The sequence below is a fragment of the Streptomyces sp. YIM S03343 genome, assembly GCF_054729195.1.
Genome location: NZ_JBPUKX010000001.1, coordinates 1,321,349 through 1,340,544, shown reverse-complemented (window position 1 = coordinate 1,340,544; position 19,196 = coordinate 1,321,349). Strand labels below are relative to the sequence as shown.

Genomic DNA, 19,196 nt, shown 5'->3' with positions numbered 1-19,196 from the left:
CGCGGCGTCCGGTGCGGTGCATCGCAAGGCGGAGCATCGCCCGCGTACTGGACGTACTCGGGTGATGCGACAACGCGGCGAGGTGCCGTGCCGGACGCTGCGGGCCGGTGAACCTTTCCGGTCGCAGCACTGGCCCCCGCCCGGCAGGCCACCGGCCCGACAGGCCCGACGGACCGGCCCGACAGATACGGACGCAACGAGGAAGCAGATGTCTCACCTCCGTGCACCGGCCCCACGCGCAGACCGCCGCGAGGGCGGACGGCACGGGCGGCCGGTCAACCGCACCGCCCCCGCGCTGCCCGACACCCGGATACGGCCACAGCTGCTGCGCCTCGCCGTGCTGCCGCCCGTCGCGGTGGCCCTCTGCGGCTGCGCGGCCGTCCTGTTCACCGTCCGCGCCGGTGGCGCACGCCCCGGCTCCACCGTGTGGGCCGTCCTCGCGGGCGCCCTCTCGGTGGCCCTCGCGGCCGTCCTGATCGCCGCCGTCGCTGCGGGCCGCGCCGCCGCGTCCGTCAGCGAGCGCATCGGCGCCCTGCGCCGCAACACCGCGCGCGGCGAGGCCGATCTGAAGGCCCTCGTCGAGGCGCTGCGTCGTGGGGAGGGCCCGCCCGGCCGCAGAGCGCGCAGCGGACCGCCCGACGACGCCGACGAGTTCGAACTGCTCGCCGCCGATCTCGCGCGCGCCCAGGAAGCGGCCGTCGCCACCGTCGTCCGGGCCGCCCAGCTCTCCAGCCGGACCAGCAGCGAACAGAAGCTGGAGGTGTTCGTCAACCTCGCGCGCCGCCTTCAGTCCCTGGTGCACCGCGAGATCTCCATCCTCGACGAGCTGGAGAACGACATCGAGGACCCCGATCTGCTCAAGGGCCTCTTCCACGTCGACCACCTCGCCACCCGGATCCGCCGCCACTCCGAGAACCTCGCCGTCCTCGGCGGTGCCGTCTCACGCCGCCAGTGGAGCAACCCGGTCTCCATGACCGAGGTGCTGCGCTCCGCCATCGCCGAGGTCGAGCAGTACTCGCGGGTCCGGCTCGTGCCGCCCATCGACGGAGAACTGCGCGGGCACGCCGTCGCCGACGTCATCCATCTGCTCGCCGAACTCATCGAGAACGCCACGGTGTTCTCCGCGCCGCACACCCAAGTGCTGCTGCGCGCCAGCCTCGTCACCTCGGGGCTCGCCGTCGAGGTCGAGGACCGCGGCCTCGGGATGCCGCTCGGCGAACAGCAGCGGATGAACGCCCTGCTCGCCGACCCCGACCAGGTCAATGTCGCTGGCCTGCTGGCCGACGGGCGCATCGGGCTGTTCGTGGTCTCCCAGCTGGCCAAGCGGCACGGCATCCTGGTCCGGCTCCAGACCAACATCTACGGCGGGGTCCAGGCGGTGCTCGTCGTACCGGCCGCACTGCTCGGCCCGGCACCGGCGACCGTTACCGCGCCCCAGCTTCCGCACTCCGCGGGGCACACTGCCGTACCGCACCAGATGCCCCCGGCATCCCACCGGCCGGCCGTGGAACGACCCGACCGGCCGGCCGTGGAACCGGCCGCCGTACCCCGGCAGCAGGCGGGCGCGCAGCCCGCCCTGCCCCAGGCGTCCCAGCAGGTGCCGCGGTCGGACCGGCGGCCCCAGCAGGTGCCCCAGCAGGTGCCGCAGTCGGCCCGGTCGCCCGAGCAGGTGCCGCAGCCGGTGGCCCAGCCGCCCGCCCCGCACCGGCAGTCGTCGGCCCCACCCGCCGCCGCGGCACCCTCCGCGCCGCCCGGCGCGGACCGGAGTGCGGACCGGAGCGAGGACCACCCGGCGCCGCTGCCCGTGCGGGGCAGCCACGAGGGGCGGCGCACCCCCGCCGAGGCCCGGCCCGGCATCCGGGCCGACGACCGGGAGGCCGTCGCCGAGCACACCGCCGCCCCGCCCACCCCGCGTGTCGGCGTCGTGCGCGGCACCATGGACCGGCCGGGGCTGCCCCGGCGGCGCGCCCAGGAGAACCTGGTGCCCGAGTTGCGCGGCGGCCCGGTGCCGCGGCCGGACGCCGAACCCGTCGGACACGACCCCGGCCTGATGGCTGCCTTCCGGCGGGGCATCAGCCTCGCCGAGACCCAGGAGGCGCGGCAGCAGGACCCGGCCGCGCCCCGCGGTGAGACCACCGCCACCACGGCCACCGCCGCCACCGCGACGCCGACGTCCTCCGCCCTCCTCGATCTCACCGCGGCGCGCGCCGCCCGCGCCGAACTGCCCACCCGGCACGGCGGGAACGAGCCCGCCGGATGACCACGACGGCCCTCCCCGCCCCAGGGCGTGTCTCGAAAATCCCGCCTGCCCCCACCGCTCCCGCAGACCTTCGTACCCCAAGGAGTCGATCCACCATGGCGAGCGAAGCGCCGACCGGCACCGCCCACGCGTCCGACCTCGACTGGCTGATGACCGGCCTCGTCCAGCGGGTGCCGCACACCACCAGCGCCGTGCTGCTCTCCAGCGACGGCCTGGTGAAGTCGGTCCACGGGCTCGACCCCGACAGCGCCGACCACATGGCTGCCCTGGCCTCCGGTCTCTACTCCCTCGGCCGCAGCGCGGGCGTGCGTTTCGGCGACGGTGGGGAGGTCCGCCAGGTCGTCGTGGAACTCGACTCGACGCTGCTGTTCGTCACCACCGCGGGCTCCGGCACCTGTCTCGCCGTGCTCGCGGGCCGTGACGCCGACGCCGCCGTGCTCGGCTACGAGATGGCCATGCTCGTCAAGAGCGTCCGCCCCTACCTGGAGACCGCGCCCCGCCAGCAGCCCGCCGCCGAACCCCCGGCGATGAGGCCTTGAACGTGACGGCGGCCGGTGACACGCCCTGGCTCGACGACGCGGCCGGACGGCTGGTGCGGCCCTTCACCGTCAGCAACGGCCGCACCCGGCCCACCGTCGAACTCGACCTGATGTCACAGGTGATGGCCACCGGAGCCACCCCCTTCGGCTATCTCGGTCCCGAGCACGCGCTGGCCCTCGACCTGTGCCTCGCGCCCGTCTCGGTCGCCGAGATCGCCGCCCATCTCAAGCTCCCGGCGGTGGTCACCAAGGTGCTGCTGTCGGACCTCGTCGACTGCGGGACGCTCACCACCAGGTCCCCCGCCCACCACCACAACCCCACTGACCGGTCCCTTCTGGAGGCAGTGCTCGATGGACTACGCCGGCAGCTCTGAGTACCGCAGCGCCGAGTACGACGACGGCCCGGACCCCTTCCCCACCGCGTTGAAGATCCTGGTGGCGGGCGGCTTCGGGGTGGGCAAGACGACCTTCGTCGGCGCCGTCAGCGAGATCGCGCCGCTGAGCACGGAGGAGCTGCTCACCACCGTCAGCGCCCGGACCGACCGGCTCGACGGCATCGAGAACAAGGTCGAGACGACCGTCGCCATGGACTTCGGCCGCATCACCCTCGACCCGCGGCATGTCCTGTATCTGTTCGGCACACCCGGACAGGAGCGGTTCTGGTTCATGTGGGACGAGCTCTCCGCGGGCGCCCTCGGCGCGATCGTCCTCGCCGACACCCGCCGCCTGGAGGAGTGCTTCGCCGCCGTCGACTTCTTCGAGCGGCGCGGTCTTGGATTCATCGTCGCCGTCAACGAGTTCGACGGCTCCTTCCGCTACGACCCGGAGGAGGTGCGCTCGGCGCTCGACCTCGCCCCCGAGGTCCCCGTCGTGTGCTGTGACGCCCGGATCTCCAGCTCCGGCATCCAGACCCTGCTCACCCTCGTACGCCACCTCATCGCCCATGCCCCGGCACCCGCCACGGGCCAGGGCGTGGCGCGCTGAACCACCCGAACACCGCCGACGGAGGCCGTGAATGCCCGACGTGACCGACTGCCGCAGCCCCCACGGTGCGGGAGGCCGCCGATGAGCCCCATGAGGTACGAACCGGCGCGACCCGCCCGGGGCCTGCTGCTCACCCCCGAGGACCGGGAGGCCCCCGCCCGCACCCGCAGACTGCGCGAACTCGGCCTCGGCCAGCACCCGGACCCCGCCCTCGACGCCTACGCCGACCAGCTCGCCGAACTCGGCGGGGCGCCGTACGCCATGGTCAACTTCATCGACGAGGAACAGCAGTTCTTCGCCGGGCTGCGCATACCGTACGCGGGGGCGGTGGTGAAGCCCGACGGCACCCGGCCGGAGCTGGGACGGCGGCTGCCGCGCGACCACGGCTTCTGCCCGCATGTGGTGGTGCGGCGCCACGCACTGGTCCTGGAGGACGTGCGCGACTATCCGCGGTTCGCGGGCAACCCGGTCGTCGACGAGTACGGCATCCGCTCCTATCTCGGCGCCCCGCTCATCGACAGCACCGGCATGGTCCTGGGCACGGTGTGCGTGGCCGACGTCCAGCCCCGGGCGTGGGGGAGGAGCGGTCTGGACACCATCAAGGCGACGGCCGCGGAACTCGCCGTACGGCTGGAGCGGCGAGGGGCGGACGGCTTCCCGCTGTGACCCGGCCGGTGCCACCTGGTCCGGTTACTGCGGTCCGCCCCGCCGGGCGTGCACGAGAGCTGCCGGGCGTGAAGGAGAGCTGAGGAGGCGGTTAAGAAAACCTCGATGGACCCCGCCTTGCGAATACGGCAGATTGCTGCCGGAATCCACCCCTCCCCGCGGCACGGGCGCCGTCCCCGGCGTACCCCGCACCGGGACGTCACACATGGGAGCCGTAGCGTTGAAGGCGCTGGTCAAGGAGAAGGCGGAGCCGGGCCTCCGGCTCATGGACGTCCCGGAGCCGCAGCCCGGCCCCGGTGACGTACTGATCAAGGTGCTGCGCACCGGCATCTGCGGCACCGATCTGCACATCCGGTCGTGGGACGGCTGGGCGCAGCAGGCGATCCGTACACCGCTGATCGTGGGACACGAGTTCGTCGGCGAGGTCGTCGAGACGGGCCGGGACGTGACCGACGTCGCCGTCGGCGACCGGGTCGGCGGCGAGGGCCACCTGGTGTGCGGGAAGTGCCGCAACTGCCTCGCCGGGCGGCGGCATCTGTGCCGGGCGAGCGTCGGCCTCGGGGTGGGACGGGACGGCGCCTTCGCCGAGTACCTGGTGCTCCCGGCCGGCAATGTCTGGGTGCACCGCGTCCCCGTCGACCTCGACATCGCGGCGATCTTCGACCCGTTCGGCAACGCCGTGCACACCGCGCTGTCCTTCCCGCTGGTCGGGGAGGATGTCGTGATCACCGGCGCGGGCCCGATCGGCCTGATGGCGGCGGCCGTCGCCCGGCACGCGGGGGCCCGGCACGTCGTCGTCACCGACGTCAGCGAGGAGCGCCTGGAACTGGCCCGCAAGGTCGGCGCGAGCCTCGCGCTGAACGTCTCCGGCGCCTCCATCGCCGACGGGCAGCGGGAGCTGGGGCTGCGCGAGGGCTTCGACGTCGGCCTGGAGATGTCCGGCCGTCCCGAGGCGCTGCGCGACATGATCGCGAACATGACGCACGGCGGCCGTATCGCCATGCTCGGGCTGCCCACCGAGGAGTTCCCGGTCGACTGGGCGCGGATCGTCACCTCGATGATCACCCTCAAGGGCATCTACGGCCGTGAGATGTTCGAGACCTGGTACGCGATGACGGTCCTCCTGGAGGGCGGCCTCGACCTCTCCCCGGTGATCACCGGCCGCTACGACGTCGGCGACCACGAGGCGGCCTTCGCCGACGCGGCCGGCGGCAGGGGCGGCAAGATCATCCTCGACTGGACCGCCGCGTGACGCACTGACGACTTCAGGAGCCTGACCATGTTCGAAGCCGTGCGCGACGACCTGCGCGCCACCCTCGACGAGATCCGCGCCGCCGGTCTCCACAAGCCCGAGCGGGTCATCGGCACCCCGCAGTCCGCCACCGTGCGGGTCACCGCGGGAGGCCGCCCCGGCGAGGTGCTCAACTTCTGCGCCAACAACTACCTCGGCCTGGCCGACCACCCCGAGGTCGTTTCCGCCGCCCACGAGGCGCTGGACCGCTGGGGCTATGGCATGGCCTCCGTGCGCTTCATCTGCGGTACGCAGGAGGTGCACAAGGAACTGGAGGCACGGCTCGCCGCCTTCCTCGGCCAGGAGGACTCCGTCCTGTACTCCTCCTGCTTCGACGCCAACGGCGGTGTGTTCGAGACCCTGCTCGACGAGCGGGACGCGGTGATCTCCGACGCCCTCAACCACGCCTCCATCATCGACGGCATCCGCCTCTCCAAGGCCCGCCGGCTGCGCTACGCCAACCGCGATCTCGCCGATCTGGAGCGGCAGTTGAAGGAAGCGGCGGGCGCCCGGCGGACGCTGGTCGTCACCGACGGCGTGTTCTCCATGGACGGCTATGTGGCCCCGCTGCGCGAGATCTGCGACCTCGCCGACCGCTACGGCGCGATGGTCATGGTCGACGACTCCCACGCCGTGGGCTTCGTCGGCCCGACCGGACGCGGCACCCCCGAACTGCACGGCGTCATGGACCGGGTCGACATCGTCACCGGCACGCTCGGCAAGGCGCTGGGCGGGGCGTCCGGCGGCTATGTGGCCGCCCGCATGGAGATCGTCGCCCTGCTGCGCCAGCGCTCCCGGCCCTATCTCTTCTCCAACACCCTGGCCCCGGTGATCGCGGCGGCCTCGCTGAAGGTGCTGGACCTGCTGGAGTCGGCCGACGACCTGCGGGTACGGCTCGCCGAGAACACGGCGCTGTTCCGCGGGCGGATGACGGAGGAGGGCTTTGACGTCCTGCCCGGCGACCACCCCATCGCCCCGGTGATGATCGGTGACGCGGCACGGGCGGCGCGGCTGGCCGAACTGCTGCTTGAACGCGGTGTCTACGTGATCGGCTTCTCGTACCCGGTGGTGCCCCAGGACAAGGCGCGGATCCGCGTCCAGCTCTCCGCGGCGCACTCCACGGCGGACGTGCGGCGCGCGGTGGACGCGTTCGTGGCGGCGCGCGCCGAGCTGGGGGACTGACCGGGGGACCCGATCGGGGGACCGACCCGCGCGGAGCCGGTCCGGCTGCGGCCACCGGGGGCGCGATAATCGGGGCATGATCGAAGCGCGGCGGCTGCACATCCTCCGGGCGGTGGCGGACCACGGCACCGTGACGGCGGCGGCCGCCGCGCTGTATCTCACCCCGTCCGCCGTGTCCCAGCAGTTGGCGGCCCTGGAGCAGGAGACCGGCCACCGGCTGGTGGAGCGCGGCGCCAAGGGCGTACGGCTCACCCAGGCCGGCGAGATCCTGCTCGGCCACACCAACGCCGTCCTCGCCCAGTTGGAGCGGGCGGAGGCGGAGCTGGCCGCGTACGGCTCCGGCGCCGCGGGCACGGTCACGGTCGCCTCCTTCGCGACCGGCATCGCCCTGGTCGTCGCCCCCGCGGTGGCCCGGCTCGCCGAGTCGGCGCCCGGCATCCGCATCCGGGTCCGGGATGCCGAGGGCGACGCCAGCCTGCCGATGCTGCTCGACCGTCAGGTCGATGTCGCCGTCGCCGTCGAGTACCGCGGGGCGCCCCCGGCCGGCGATCCCCGCCTGGCCCATGTCCCGCTGTACGCCGAGCCCTTCGACGCCGTCGTACCCCTCACCCACCGGCTCGCCGACGCCGCCGAGGTGGACCTGGCGGACCTCGCCAAGGACCCGTGGATCGGCCCCTACCCCGGCAATCCCTGCCATGACGTGGTGGTCCTGGCCTGCGAGAACGCGGGATTCCAGCCCCGCCTGGAACACTCCTCCGACGACTTCCGCGCCGTGGTCGCCCTCGCCTCGGCCGACGCCGGCGTCGCCCTCGTACCCCGCTCGGCGCTGCGCGGCATGGACCTGACCGGCGTGGTCGTCCGCCCGGTCGACGGCGTGGCCCCCACCCGCCGGGTCTTCGCGGCGGTACGGCGCGGAGCCGAGGAGCACCCGCTGATCCGCCCGGTCCTGGACGCCCTGGGCGAGGCGGCCTGTCCGCAGCCCTGACCAGGCAGGCTCTGCAGACCGCCCCGGCGGGTGATTGTCAGTGGCGGTGGCTACGGTTTCTGACATGCCGGATGCCGAAGACGTACGCCGTATAGCCCTGTCCTTGCCGGACACCACCGAGAAGATCGCGTGGAGCATGCCCACGTTCCGGGTGTCCGGGAAGATGTTCGCCACATTGCCCGAGGACGAGACGTCCATCGCCGTGCGCTGTCCCAAGGAGGAGCGCGACGAACTGGTTCTGGCCGAGCCGGACAAGTTCTGGATCGCCGGCCACGAGGCCCAGTTCGCCTGGGTGCGGGTCAGACTCGGCGCGCTGGAGGACGAGGCCGAACTGCGCGACATCCTCGCCGACTCCTGGCGCCAGGCGGCCACGCCCCGCCTGCTGGACGCCCACCCGGAACTGGGGGTGCCGGCGGGGGAGTGACCCGCGTCCGCGCGCGGCACCTGTCACCCCACGGCCGCGACCCGCCCCGTGAGGAACGCCCCGATCCGCTCCCGCAGCGACGCCGCGTCCAGCCCGTGCGCCACGGCATGCTCCTCGGGGCTGCCGTAGCGCCGCAGCTCCTGGCGGCCCACGCCCAGCGCCAGCACCCGGTGCGGCAGATCGGCGAGCGCCTCGTTCACGGCGCCCGCGGAGGTGCCCGCGAGATACGGCTCGACGAGGACGACGTCGCTGCCCGCGGCCGAGACGGCGTGCCGTAGGGCGGCCGAGTCGAAGGGCCGCACGGTCGTGCCGTAGAGGACGGTGACGTCGAGGCCCTCGGTGGCCCCGAGCACGGCGTCCAGCACGGGCCCGACGGCGACGACGACACCGGAGCGTCCCTCACGAACGGTGCGGAAGCGGGCGCCGTCGACGGCCACGGCGGCCGCGTTGGACTGCACGGACAGCCGGACGCACCTTGTCGTCGCCCGCGCCGACCGCGTGCCGCAGCAGCGTCTCCGCCTCGTCGGGATGGCCCGGCACATGGACGGTCCAGCCGTCGAGGGTGTCAAGCAGGGCGACATCGCCCGGCGCCATATGGGTGTAGCCGCCGGAGGACACGTCGTACGACGCCCCGGCACTGACCAGCACCGCGCCCGCGCCTTGGTGCCCGAGGTCCAGTTTGACCTGCTCGAAGGGCCGCTCGACGAGGAAGGAGGCGAAGGTGTGGAGGACCGGCCGCAGCCCGGTGAGCGCGAGCCCCGCGCCGACCCCGACCAGCAGTTGCTCGCGGATGCCGACGTTGATCACCCGGTCGGGGTGCCGCCTACGGGCCCCCTCGAAAGCGGCCGCGCCGATCTCGGCGAGCACGAGCGCGACGCGCGGATCCTCGTCGAGCAGCCGGGAGAGAACGGGAGCGAACCGGTCCCGCATGGTGTCCATGAAGCCGGAGCCTTTCTGTGTGGTGAGCCGATACGCGGTGCGGACCATGAGACTTTTCGGACTGTGGGAATTCGGGCCCTGGGAGTTCGGACCGGGGGATTCCGGACCGTGGGACTCGGACCGTGGGATTCAGGCGCCCTTGTCCTCGACGCGGGCCACGACCGCGTGCGGGCGTCCCGGATGCGGCGCGGTGAAGGCGCCGTGGAGCGCGTCATGGTCCCGTCCGTCGACGGAGACGGCTGACCAGCCCGCGGTCTCGAAGCGCGCCGCGATCCCGCCGGGCCGCCGGTGACTGGCCGAGGCGTTGTCGACGACGACGGTGTGCAGCCCCTCCAGCCCGACGGCACCGGCGAAGGCGATCGCCTCGTGGTTGCTGCCCTCGTCCAGCTCGGCGTCCCCGACGAGCACCCACACCCGAGGCCCGGTCCGCCCCTGGGCACGCAGCCCCAGCACCTCACCGACGGCGATGGGCAGCCCGTGCCCCAGCGACCCGCTGGAGATCTCCGCCCCGGGCACGAGCACGCGGTCGGGATGGTGCCCGAGCGGCGAGTCGTACGCCCCGAACCCGGGCAGCCACTCCACCGGTACGAAGCCCTTGGCGGCGAGCACGGCGTAGTACGCCATCGGCCCGTGCCTCTTGCTCAGCAGGAACCGGTCCCGCTCCGGATCGTCCGCGCTCCCGGGCCCGACCCGCAGCACCCGGTCGTAGAGCACCCACAGCACATCGAGCGTGGAGGTCGCCGCGGGCCCGTGCTTCTCGTCGCCGGTCATCAGGCTCATCAGCCCGGGCAGATCCGCGTGGGTGTACGTCCGTCCCTGTCCCTCGGTGATCGTCATACCGACGATCGTGCAACCTCAATCGGACTTGAGGTCAACCGCCACAGTGGCGGCCCGCCGCGGCCCGCCGTACAAAACGGGTGCGCGATCACCCAGTCGAGTGCGGTATGGTTTCCCTGCACGTTGTGACCGGGGAAACCCCAGGTCAAACGGCACCGGGACGTGGCGCAGCTTGGTAGCGCACTTGACTGGGGGTCAAGGGGTCGCAGGTTCAAATCCTGTCGTCCCGACTACTACAGGACTATGTAGTCGCAGGTCAGGGCTTTGGATCACATCATGTGAGACAAGGCCCTTGATCGTTTTCTGAGGTCGCGTCTCACGATTTCTCACAAACGCAGGCAGATGATCTTCACCCGAGCAGCTCCCCGAGCTTCTCCGAGCCTGCCTTGAGGCTCTGGGGATCAGGGTGGACGTACACCCGCTTGGTGAAGGACAGGTCGCTGTGCCCGGCCCAGGCCGAGACGACCGTGTCGGGAACACCGTTGTTTGCCATCCAGGACAGGCAGGCGTGACGTGCATCGTAGAGACGGACTCGTCGCACCCCTGCCTCCTCCATCAGCTTCTGCGCTTCGCGGCGAAGCTTGTCCGTCTTAAACGGTCTGCCCAGCTCGTCAACCACGACGTAGCCGGAGTCCTCGTAGGCCTCTCCGGCCGTTGCCTTCTCCTGCTCCTGGCGAGCACGAAACGCCGTGAGCGCCGTGTGGACTGGCTTGGGCAGAGGCAGTACCCGCTTGCCGTTTTGGGTCTTGGGCTGCTTCTCGACGACCTTGTTTCGTAGACCTCGCTCCAGGCTTCGGTCATAGACGATGGTTCGGGTATTCCCAACGGCGATTGTCCCCTCACCCGTCAGGTCAACATCCTCACGCGGGTACACGCTGGATCATCGGGCGTTCGTCAGGGAAGGCGCCGGGTGCGCGCTGCAGGGCGGCCTTCACCGGAGGCTTGGGGCCGGCGACTACGTCCGGCGGTGACTCCTGCGGCTCTGTGGCGGCAGGTTCTGCAGGCGTCTGGACGGCATCATGGGTGGTGATGATCTGCGCGGTGTCCTCAACGTCCTGGGGAAGTCCCGACACGGAGACGGGGCCAGTGTCCACCTGGTACCCCAGTGTCAGCGCACCATCGGGATGAAGAGCCACCGTTGAATGCTCGTGGTCCTGGTCCTTCTGCATGAAGACGATGCCCTCGTCCTCGACGTGGGGGAGTGAGCCTCCAAAGAGCTCGATCCTCGCACCCTTGGTGGTGATGCGGGAGACGCCAGCCTCGGGGAAGGTATCGAGACTCAGAAACGCTTTGTCCGATCGCACTTGGAAGTGCTGTCCGTCGCCGTAGGCGGGATCGGTGACCTTCTGGGCTTTGGTGCCAAGTGCCTTGGCGACTGCCTGTTGATCAAATGTAGGTCTTGCTCGTTCTGCCATACGAGGACGGATTATACGAGACGAAACAGAGAAAAGATGTATGATATATTACAGAAAACGTTACCGCATCCGGCGAAAGATTTTACCCCAAGATCGCCTGCGGCGCTGAAGTTCATAATGAATATGAGCTACGCCCTCTCGTGCCTCACCCGCCTCACCTATTAGCTGAGTAACTTCATCATGTAGCCCTTGGACCTCTTGGCGAGCGGCATTAGGTGTATCTGATTCGCTCGTTTGCTTGGGTTGGGAGGCGCCGTGCAAGTTGCTTTGTTTGCCTAGTGCCTTTTGAAGAACTGCGTACCTCAAATTACCCTTTGCTTGCTGCTGCCCTTCCGGCAACTCAAACCATGGTTTCCCCGCATGAGCTGGAGTGGCCAGTAGATCCCCTGATGGTCCTGAATCGATAGCCACAGCGGCATCCTGAAGGCCCCCAGGCACGTTAGCGTTGACGATATTTTCAGTCATATCGCTCATGTTGTACCCATTTCGTTTTTTCCTAGAGCGCTTCTCTCTCAGCCAGTGTCGCTTCTTGTCGTTTTCCATAAAGAGCCTTGATTATAAACGAAGTCGTGTTGATTTTCAACCCCTTCACGGCGATTCTTACGCTACGCCATAATTGGACCGACGTTTCACGTCGCGCAAATATCTATAAGTTCGACAAATCAAGATCACCGTAAGCGTTATGGTTATCAGAAGAGAAGCGCATGAAAGTCCTAGCCACCAAAGATTAACACTATGCAACGTCCAAAAGCCGAGAATGGTGATCGTGTCTGTCGCTTTCTTCATCCACCTAAGATTGAAGTAGAGAAAGGCACCGAAGAGGTAGGTGGCGACCAAACCCAATAGACCAAGGCGAGCCGATGCCGACGCACGCAAAACGCTGTCTCGATCCGTTGCTATGCCAAACAGCGGAATCGCGGCAATAACCAGGCCGAATATGAGGCCGGGGAGTGCACTTTGCGGAGTGAGGAGCGCATTATATCGTATACTCAATAGCGTGAAACAAGTTATAAAGAGCGTCATTAGTGCATTGGAGATGGTTGCCATGCCCAAAACGCCAGGGGGCACTTCCGTGAAGCGTATGATTGACAAAACCCTGGCTATCTGAGGCGCCCGCGCCAAGCCCCTTATATAGAATAGAGTGTATGGTAGCCCCGATGGAGGCTGAGAGCGAAAATAGGGTTCTATCTCCGGTGGTGGTTCTTCAGCAGCGGCCACAGGGAACTGCCTCCAAACAGTTTCGCTGTCTCTCCTGCAAAGCAAAGATGCCCCAGTTATATATTGATCATCAGACCCACGAACAGTGAGTCGGTATGCACGAGCCAAAAATGGTACCCAAATAGGCAAGAAAATCTTATTCGGGTGGCCCCCGGTTAGGAGGCGAATATGGGAATAGACTCGACTCTCAGAGCCGATACTGGGCGAGCCAACAGTCGTAGTCAAACCCCAAGCTACTGGTAGTGTCCGCTTATACCGAATGATACATCGCGAGTACGTCTTAACTTCAGCCAAAATTACGTAGTAATCGCACAAAATCTTATACAGGGCAATGAGTCTTTCATGGGCAGGCTGCGCCGCTTGTGTATCGTTAGCTCCATGACCAAGCCTTTTGTTAAGTTTGTTCAGCACGTCCTCACGATCTGCAGTATCGAGGGGTCCTACCGTCCAGACGTGATCCACAAGAGTATTGCGGAGAGCGCGGTCATCCTTCGAGTCTGGGAGGTCGCCACGACAATAAGCTTCGCAAAAAAGCGACTCAATAACAATGCTTAGTATGGCTTTTGTTTGTCCCTGGGTAAGTCTCGGGAGGTATTTATTTTCCCGATCTGTCAGCTCAAGATCTTGTTGAACTGATCCCTTCTGAGCCCAAATCACGGGAAGAAACAAGTTTTTCCCGTGATCGATCTGCGGGATATTGTAAGTGAGGGAAACGTTCGCCTCGATGCTGTGGTGTTTAATAGTCACGCAAGTCTCGGCGTAATCCAGGTAAGCATCAGGAGTGGTAATCGCCTCCTCTACCGTCAACAAGAAATGCTGCATCCCGGTGAGGTCCTTTTGGAACTCGTGGTTCAAGAAATGATCCAATGACTCTATTGCCCTCGCGCGCTGTAGCTGCGTGAATCCGACAGGCCTTGATTGATCTTGTGGAATGCTTTGTGGATTTATTAGGCTCCGACGTTTAAGCTGTGCAAGCAAAAGGCCAAACAGGCACGCCACTCCAGCAAAACCCGCGAGTAGTCGATAATTCCAGGGGGTGGCAGATAGGTTATCGACGATGGCGTACGTAGAGAATAGTAGGGCCAAGATGAAAAGGCTCCATTTGGCGCACAGCCATACGTGAGCGTTATTCCAAGCGGTCTTGAAGAAGAAAGTCCATGCCTTCTGTGATATCAGACGCTTAAGAATCCTCTCCTTGGATATTTCGTCTGGCGGGCGGCGGATCGCGAGGAATGCAAAGTATGAAATGGCGCTGCATGCCGACAGCGCGAATGTGGCCGCTGCTAGCCAGAGTGTAAGAGTCACGGAGATCACCTGGCGAAACGTTGAGGACTGCAATCCAAATTCTGGCCCGTATCGCCCAGTCTGCCCAATCAATACGAACCCTGCATCTCGTAGCAGTGGTGTGTAACTGTGCGTATACAGAGAATGGTGTGAGTACTCTTATCTGACACAGGGTGTAATTGATTGATGCTCAATGTTGAACTGAAAAATTGTGCTCTATGAGTCAACTGGTACCAGGGGAGCCCTGGCCGGGCGAACCGTGGCGCAAGCACAGATCAGGGGCGAGCTGAAGCTCCGTGTAGATCCACTAAGCAGGCGCTTCGCGCCTCATTGATCAAGGAACTCGACTGCGTGGCAGCTGCGCCTCTATGGGGCTCTGGTGACCCCAAGAGACACCGCTGCGTGAGAGGCTCCGGCGTCTCACGCATCTCTCACAGACCATCGCACGGCAGCACACCGACCAGCCCCCTGACCTGGACGTTTGCCGGACTTCCTGGACTGTACGGACCCCCTGACCTTGGTGTCAGCTTCTGGGGGTCAAGGGGTCGCAGGTTCAAATCCTGTCGTCCCGACGGTGCGAAGGGCCTTCACGGGCGGATGTCCGTGAGGGCCCTTTCTTTGGTCGGTCCTGCGGACGGCGTCACACCGTCTCGTCGATGGGGATGCATCTGTTCGGTTCGACCTTGACGAGCGCAGAACGAGGACGACGTCCCCCACGTCGAGACGACAGCCACCAGTTTCTGTCGGGCCGCCAGTCCGAGGGCCCGCTGGTACCGGGCCCGCAGCGGCAGACTCCGGATGATCCGGTCGTGCACCGGGTCACCGACCACATGGGTGACGGGCAGCACCTCCGGGCAGTGCCGTGCCAGATCGGACCGGTCGGTCCGGTGGGCGAGGGCCACGGCGGCGGGCAGCCGGCTGCCGGGGGTGAGATCCTGTCTGCGCAGTCCGGCCACGCCCGGGTGCGGGCCGGAGACCAGCCGTTTGAGACAGCAGGCGCCGTGCGGCAGCGTGAGCACGGGCGCGGAGAGCTTCTCCACGCCGCGCGGACCCGCGGCGGGGGCGAGATCGAACGTCATCCTCACCGCCTCCTCCCAGGGCACCACGGCGCCGCCGAGCCGCCGCAGGAAGCGCGGGACCTCGTCGCCGAACACATGGGGCGGTGCCGTGAAGACCACCTGGAGCCTGAAGTCGTCCTGGAGCACCGCCAGGACGTCGACCAGTCGCTTTCCGTAGGTGAGCGTGTGCACCACGACGAGCACGGTCCCGCGTTCCAGCAGGGTCCGCCACTCGCCCTCCTCCATCAGAGGCCGGGTGATCCCGCGCAATGCCGGCAAGGTGTTTCCCCCGTTGTCCGTGCGGGCCCTGGGCGGGTCCGCTGCCGAGCGTGTGCCCGGCGCGCCGGACGGAACCCTTGCCCCGGCCTTGCGGAGACCTTGCGGAAAGCTTGCGGGGCCCGCCGGAAGAGGCGAGCCGTGGCACGGCGGCGGAGGCGGTCTCCGGCGCAGCCGCGAGGTGCGCCCCGGCGCCGCCCGCGCGAGACACAGAACACATCCCCCGGCGGGGGCTGCGCACACCCCGTGCCATCAGGTACAGAGAAGGCCGGGGCGTGGAGGACCGCGTCCCGCAACGCCGAGGGAACAGAGAAGGCCGGGGCGCGGACGACTGCGTCTCGCAAACGCCGAGGGAACAGAGAAGGCCGGGGCGCGGACGACTGCGTCTCGCAAACGCCGAGGGAACAGAGTGTCGCTTCCCTGACGCCGAGGAGTCGGATGTTCACCAAAGTGCTGGTCGCCAACCGGGGCGAGATCGCGATCCGGGCCTTCCGGGCCGCGTTCGAACTCGGGATCTCCACCGTGGCGGTGTTCCCCCACGAGGATCGCAACTCCCTGCACCGGGCGAAGGCCGACGAGTCGTATCTGATCGGAGAACGCGGGCATCCGGTGCGGGCCTATCTCTCCGTCGACGAGATCATCAGGGCGGCCCGGCTGGCCGGTGCGGACGCCGTCTACCCCGGTTACGGGTTCCTGTCCGAGAACCCCGCGCTGGCGGCCGCCTGCGCCGACGCGGGCATCACCTTCGTCGGGCCGCCCTCGTCCGTCCTCAACCTCACCGGCAACAAGTCGCACGCGGTGGCGGCGGCGCGAGAGGCGGGCGTGCCGGTGCTGGCCTCGTCGGCGCCGTCCCGGGACCTCGGCACACTGCTCGCCGCCGCCGCCGAGGTCGGCTTCCCGCTGTTCGTGAAGGCCGTCGCGGGCGGCGGCGGACGGGGCATGCGGCGCGTCGCCCGGCGCGGCGAGCTGCGGGAGGCCATCGAGGCGGCCGTACGGGAGGCGGAGTCCGCGTTCGGCGACGGCACCGTCTTCCTCGAACGGGCGGTGGTCGACGCCCGCCACATCGAGGTGCAGATCCTCGCCGACGACGAGGGCAATGTCGTCCACCTATACGAGCGGGACTGCTCGGTGCAGCGCCGCCACCAGAAGGTCGTCGAGATCGCCCCGGCACCCAACCTCGACCCGGCCCTGCGCGAGCGGATCTGCGCCGACGCCGTCGCCTTCGCCCGGCACATCGGCTACGTCAACGCCGGCACCGTCGAGTTCCTGGTCGACCAGGAGGGGCGGCACGTCTTCATCGAGATGAACCCGCGCATCCAGGTCGAGCACACCGTCACCGAACAGGTCACCGACCGGGACCTGGTCATCGCGCAAATGCGTATCGCCTCCGGTCTGACCCTGCCCGAACTCGCCCTCACCCAGGACGACATCGAGCTGACCGGCGCGGCCCTCCAGTGCCGTATCACCACCGAGGACCCCGCCAACGGCTTCCGCCCCGACACCGGCCTGATCTCCGCCTACCGCTCCCCGGGCGGCCCCGGCGTCCGGCTCGACGGCGGCACCGTGCACACCGGGGCGCAGGTCAGCGCCCACTTCGACTCCCTGCTGGTGAAACTGAGCTGCCACGGCCACGACTTCCAGAACGCCGCCCGCCGGGCCCGCCGCGCCATCGCCGAGTTCCGTATCCGCGGTGTCGCCACCAACCTGCCGTTCCTCGCCGCCGTGCTCGACGACCCGGACTTCCAGGCCGGGCACATCACCACCGGCTTCATCGACGAGCGGCCCCAACTGCTCAGGGCCAGGCCCTCGGCCGACCGCGGCAGCCGCATCCTGCACCACCTCGCCGCGACCACCGTGAACAAGCCGCACGGCCCCCGCCCCCATGTCGTGGAACCCGCGGACAAGCTGCCCCCGGCCGACCTCACCGTGTCCCCGCCGCCCGGCTCCCGCCAGCGCCTGGCCGAACTCGGCCCCGAGGCGTTCGCCGCCGAACTGCGGGCCCGGCGGGCCGTCGCCGTCACCGACACCACCTTCCGCGACGCACACCAGTCGCTGCTCGCCACCCGGGTACGCACCCGCGACCTGCTCGCCGTCGCCCCGTACGTCGCCCGCACCGCGCCCCAGTTGCTGAGCCTGGAGTGCTGGGGCGGCGCCACCTACGACGTCGCCCTGCGCTTCCTCGCCGAGGACCCCTGGGAGCGCCTCGCCCGGCTGCGCGCGGCGGTGCCGAACATCTGCACCCAGATGCTGCTGCGCGGCCGCAACACCGTCGGCTACACGCCCTACCCGACCGAGGTCACCGACGCGTTCGTCGCCGAGGCCGCCGCCACCGGGATGGACATCTTCCGTATCTTCGACGCCCTCAACGACGTCTCCCAGATGCGCCCCGCCATCGACGCCGTCCGCGCCACCGGCACCGCCGTCGCCGAGGTCGCCCTCTGCTACACCGGCGACCTGTCCGACCCGGCGGAACCGCTGTACACCCTCGACTACTATCTGCGGCTCGCCGAGCAGATCGTCGAGGCCGGAGCCCACATCCTGGCCGTCAAGGACATGGCGGGACTGCTGCGCCCGCCCGCCGCCCGCACCCTGGTCGCCGCCCTGCGCGAGCGCTTCGACCTGCCCGTCCACCTCCACACCCACGACACCGCGGGCGGCCAGCTCGCCACCCTGATCGCCGCGATCGACGCCGGGGTGGACGCCGTCGACGCCGCCGTCGCCTCCATGGCCGGCACCACCAGCCAGCCCTCGCTGTCCGCGCTGGTCGCCGCCACCGACCACACCGAGCGGGCGACCGGGCTGTCGCTGGACGCCGTCGGCGACCTGGAACCGTACTGGGAGGCCGTCCGCAAGGTGTACCGGCCCTTCGAGTCGGCCCTCGCCTCGCCCACCGGCCGTGTCTACCACCACGAGATCCCCGGCGGCCAGCTCTCCAACCTCCGCCAGCAGGCCATCGCCCTCGGCCTCGGCGACCGCTTCGAGCTCATCGAGGACTGCTACGCCGCCGCCGACCGTATGCTCGGCCGGCTGGTGAAGGTCACCCCGTCCTCCAAGGTCGTCGGCGACCTCGCCCTGCACCTGGTCGGCGCGGGCGTCGAGGCGTCCGCCTTCGAGTCGGACCCCGCCAAGTTCGACCTGCCGGACTCGGTGATCGGCTTCCTGCGCGGCGAACTCGGCGACCCACCCGGCGGCTGGCCCGAGCCGTTCCGCACCCGCGCCCTGGAGGGCCGCCCCGCCGCGGCGCCCGCGCCCGCGCTGACCGAGGAGGACCGCCGAGGGCTCGCCGAGAACACCCGCGCCACCCTCAACCGGCTGCTGTTCCCCGGCCCGACGAAGGCGTTCGACACCCACCGCGAGACCTACGGCGACACCTCGGTGCTCACCACCAAGGACTTCTTCTACGGCCTCGAACCCGAGACCGAGCACACCGTGACCCTCGGCCAGGGCGTGACGCTGCTGATCCATCTGGAGGCGATCTCCGAGCCGGACGAGCGCGGCTACCGCACCGTGCTGGCCAGCCTCAACGGGCAGCTCCGGCCCGTCTCGGTGCGCGACACCTCCGTCGCCTCCGAGGTCAAGGCCGCCGAGAAGGCGGACCGCGGCGACGAGCGGCAGATCGCCGCGCCGTTCGCCGGGGTCGTCACCCTCCAGGTGGCGGAGGGGGCCAAGGTGTCGGCGGGGCAGACCGTCGCCACCATCGAGGCCATGAAGATGGAGGCCGCCATCACCACCCCGCGCGCCGGGACCGTCGTCCGTCTCGCCATCGGCGCCGTGCAGCAGGTCGAGGGCGGCGACCTGCTGCTGAAGATCGAGTAGTCGCCCCCGACAGGGGTGCCCC

General features: G+C 68.8%; 16 protein-coding genes, 1 tRNA gene and 1 pseudogene. 11 read left to right on the top strand and 7 right to left on the bottom strand.

The genetic code is table 11. From position 1 onward, the window contains the following. Positions 1-208 precede the first annotated feature (208 nt). The 9 genes from ACSYGN_RS06045 (at position 209) to ACSYGN_RS06005 (ending at position 8,331) form a co-directional block, all read left to right on the top strand. Positions 209-2,260, top strand: coding sequence for a sensor histidine kinase (locus ACSYGN_RS06045; protein WP_460392596.1), 2,052 nt, complete (start codon positions 209-211; stop codon positions 2,258-2,260). A gap of 95 nt (positions 2,261-2,355) precedes the next feature. Then, the gene (locus ACSYGN_RS06040; protein ID WP_460392594.1) at positions 2,356-2,799 is read left to right on the top strand and encodes a roadblock/LC7 domain-containing protein; all 444 of its coding nucleotides are present in this window, start codon (positions 2,356-2,358) and stop codon (positions 2,797-2,799) included. A gap of 2 nt (positions 2,800-2,801) precedes the next feature. After that, entirely contained in the window at positions 2,802-3,173 is a 372-nt protein-coding gene (locus ACSYGN_RS06035; RefSeq protein WP_460392592.1) for a DUF742 domain-containing protein, read from the top strand. After that, positions 3,151-3,783, top strand: a complete 633-nt coding sequence (locus tag ACSYGN_RS06030; RefSeq protein WP_460392590.1) for a GTP-binding protein — start codon at positions 3,151-3,153, stop codon at positions 3,781-3,783. The genes ACSYGN_RS06035 and ACSYGN_RS06030 overlap by 23 nt, the downstream gene beginning before the upstream one ends. A gap of 90 nt (positions 3,784-3,873) precedes the next feature. Beyond that, positions 3,874-4,449, top strand: a complete 576-nt coding sequence (locus ACSYGN_RS06025) for a GAF domain-containing protein (protein WP_460403248.1) — start codon at positions 3,874-3,876, stop codon at positions 4,447-4,449. Positions 4,450-4,669: 220 nt separating this feature from the next. After that, the gene (tdh, locus tag ACSYGN_RS06020; RefSeq protein WP_460403246.1) at positions 4,670-5,701 is read left to right on the top strand and encodes an L-threonine 3-dehydrogenase; all 1,032 of its coding nucleotides are present in this window, start codon (positions 4,670-4,672) and stop codon (positions 5,699-5,701) included. Between the two features lie 27 nt (positions 5,702-5,728). Beyond that, positions 5,729-6,922, top strand: a complete 1,194-nt coding sequence (locus tag ACSYGN_RS06015) for a glycine C-acetyltransferase (RefSeq protein ID WP_460392588.1) — start codon at positions 5,729-5,731, stop codon at positions 6,920-6,922. Positions 6,923-6,998: 76 nt separating this feature from the next. Next, positions 6,999-7,907, top strand: a complete 909-nt coding sequence (locus ACSYGN_RS06010; RefSeq protein WP_460392585.1) for a LysR family transcriptional regulator — start codon at positions 6,999-7,001, stop codon at positions 7,905-7,907. 64 nt (positions 7,908-7,971) lie between these two features. Beyond that, entirely contained in the window at positions 7,972-8,331 is a 360-nt protein-coding gene (locus tag ACSYGN_RS06005; RefSeq protein WP_460392583.1) for an MmcQ/YjbR family DNA-binding protein, read from the top strand. Positions 8,332-8,354: 23 nt separating this feature from the next. On the opposite strand, the pseudogene ACSYGN_RS06000 reads toward ACSYGN_RS06005, so the two are convergent. Continuing rightward, a pseudogene (locus tag ACSYGN_RS06000) lies at positions 8,355-9,270 on the bottom strand (transketolase family protein). Between the two features lie 129 nt (positions 9,271-9,399). Continuing rightward, entirely contained in the window at positions 9,400-10,107 is a 708-nt protein-coding gene (locus ACSYGN_RS05995; protein ID WP_460392581.1) for a transketolase, read from the bottom strand. A gap of 156 nt (positions 10,108-10,263) precedes the next feature. On the opposite strand from ACSYGN_RS05995, the gene ACSYGN_RS05990 reads away from it, so the two are divergent. Then, positions 10,264-10,337, top strand: a tRNA-Pro gene (locus ACSYGN_RS05990). Positions 10,338-10,456: 119 nt separating this feature from the next. On the opposite strand, the gene ACSYGN_RS05985 is transcribed toward ACSYGN_RS05990, so the two are convergent. The 5 genes from ACSYGN_RS05985 to ACSYGN_RS05965 form a co-directional block, all read right to left on the bottom strand. Then, a complete protein-coding gene (locus ACSYGN_RS05985; protein WP_460392579.1) occupies positions 10,457-10,981 on the bottom strand; it encodes a site-specific integrase in 525 nt (174 codons plus the stop codon). Further along, positions 10,968-11,522, bottom strand: coding sequence for a hypothetical protein (locus tag ACSYGN_RS05980; RefSeq protein ID WP_460392577.1), 555 nt, complete (start codon positions 11,520-11,522; stop codon positions 10,968-10,970). The genes ACSYGN_RS05985 and ACSYGN_RS05980 overlap by 14 nt, the downstream gene beginning before the upstream one ends. Before the next feature lie 60 nt (positions 11,523-11,582). Then, positions 11,583-12,065: a hypothetical protein gene (locus ACSYGN_RS05975; RefSeq protein ID WP_460392575.1), complete on the bottom strand. Its 483-nt coding sequence runs from the start codon at positions 12,063-12,065 to the stop codon at positions 11,583-11,585. Positions 12,066-12,122: 57 nt separating this feature from the next. After that, positions 12,123-14,045, bottom strand: coding sequence for a hypothetical protein (locus tag ACSYGN_RS05970; RefSeq protein WP_460392573.1), 1,923 nt, complete (start codon positions 14,043-14,045; stop codon positions 12,123-12,125). Between the two features lie 566 nt (positions 14,046-14,611). Further along, entirely contained in the window at positions 14,612-15,361 is a 750-nt protein-coding gene (locus ACSYGN_RS05965; RefSeq protein ID WP_460392571.1) for a hypothetical protein, read from the bottom strand. A gap of 435 nt (positions 15,362-15,796) precedes the next feature. Between ACSYGN_RS05965 and ACSYGN_RS05960 the strand changes: the two genes are divergently transcribed. Continuing rightward, positions 15,797-19,174 carry a pyruvate carboxylase gene (locus ACSYGN_RS05960; protein ID WP_460392569.1) on the top strand — a complete coding sequence of 1,126 codons (3,378 nt, stop codon included), beginning with the start codon at positions 15,797-15,799 and terminating at the stop codon, positions 19,172-19,174. Positions 19,175-19,196: the final 22 nt, after the last annotated feature.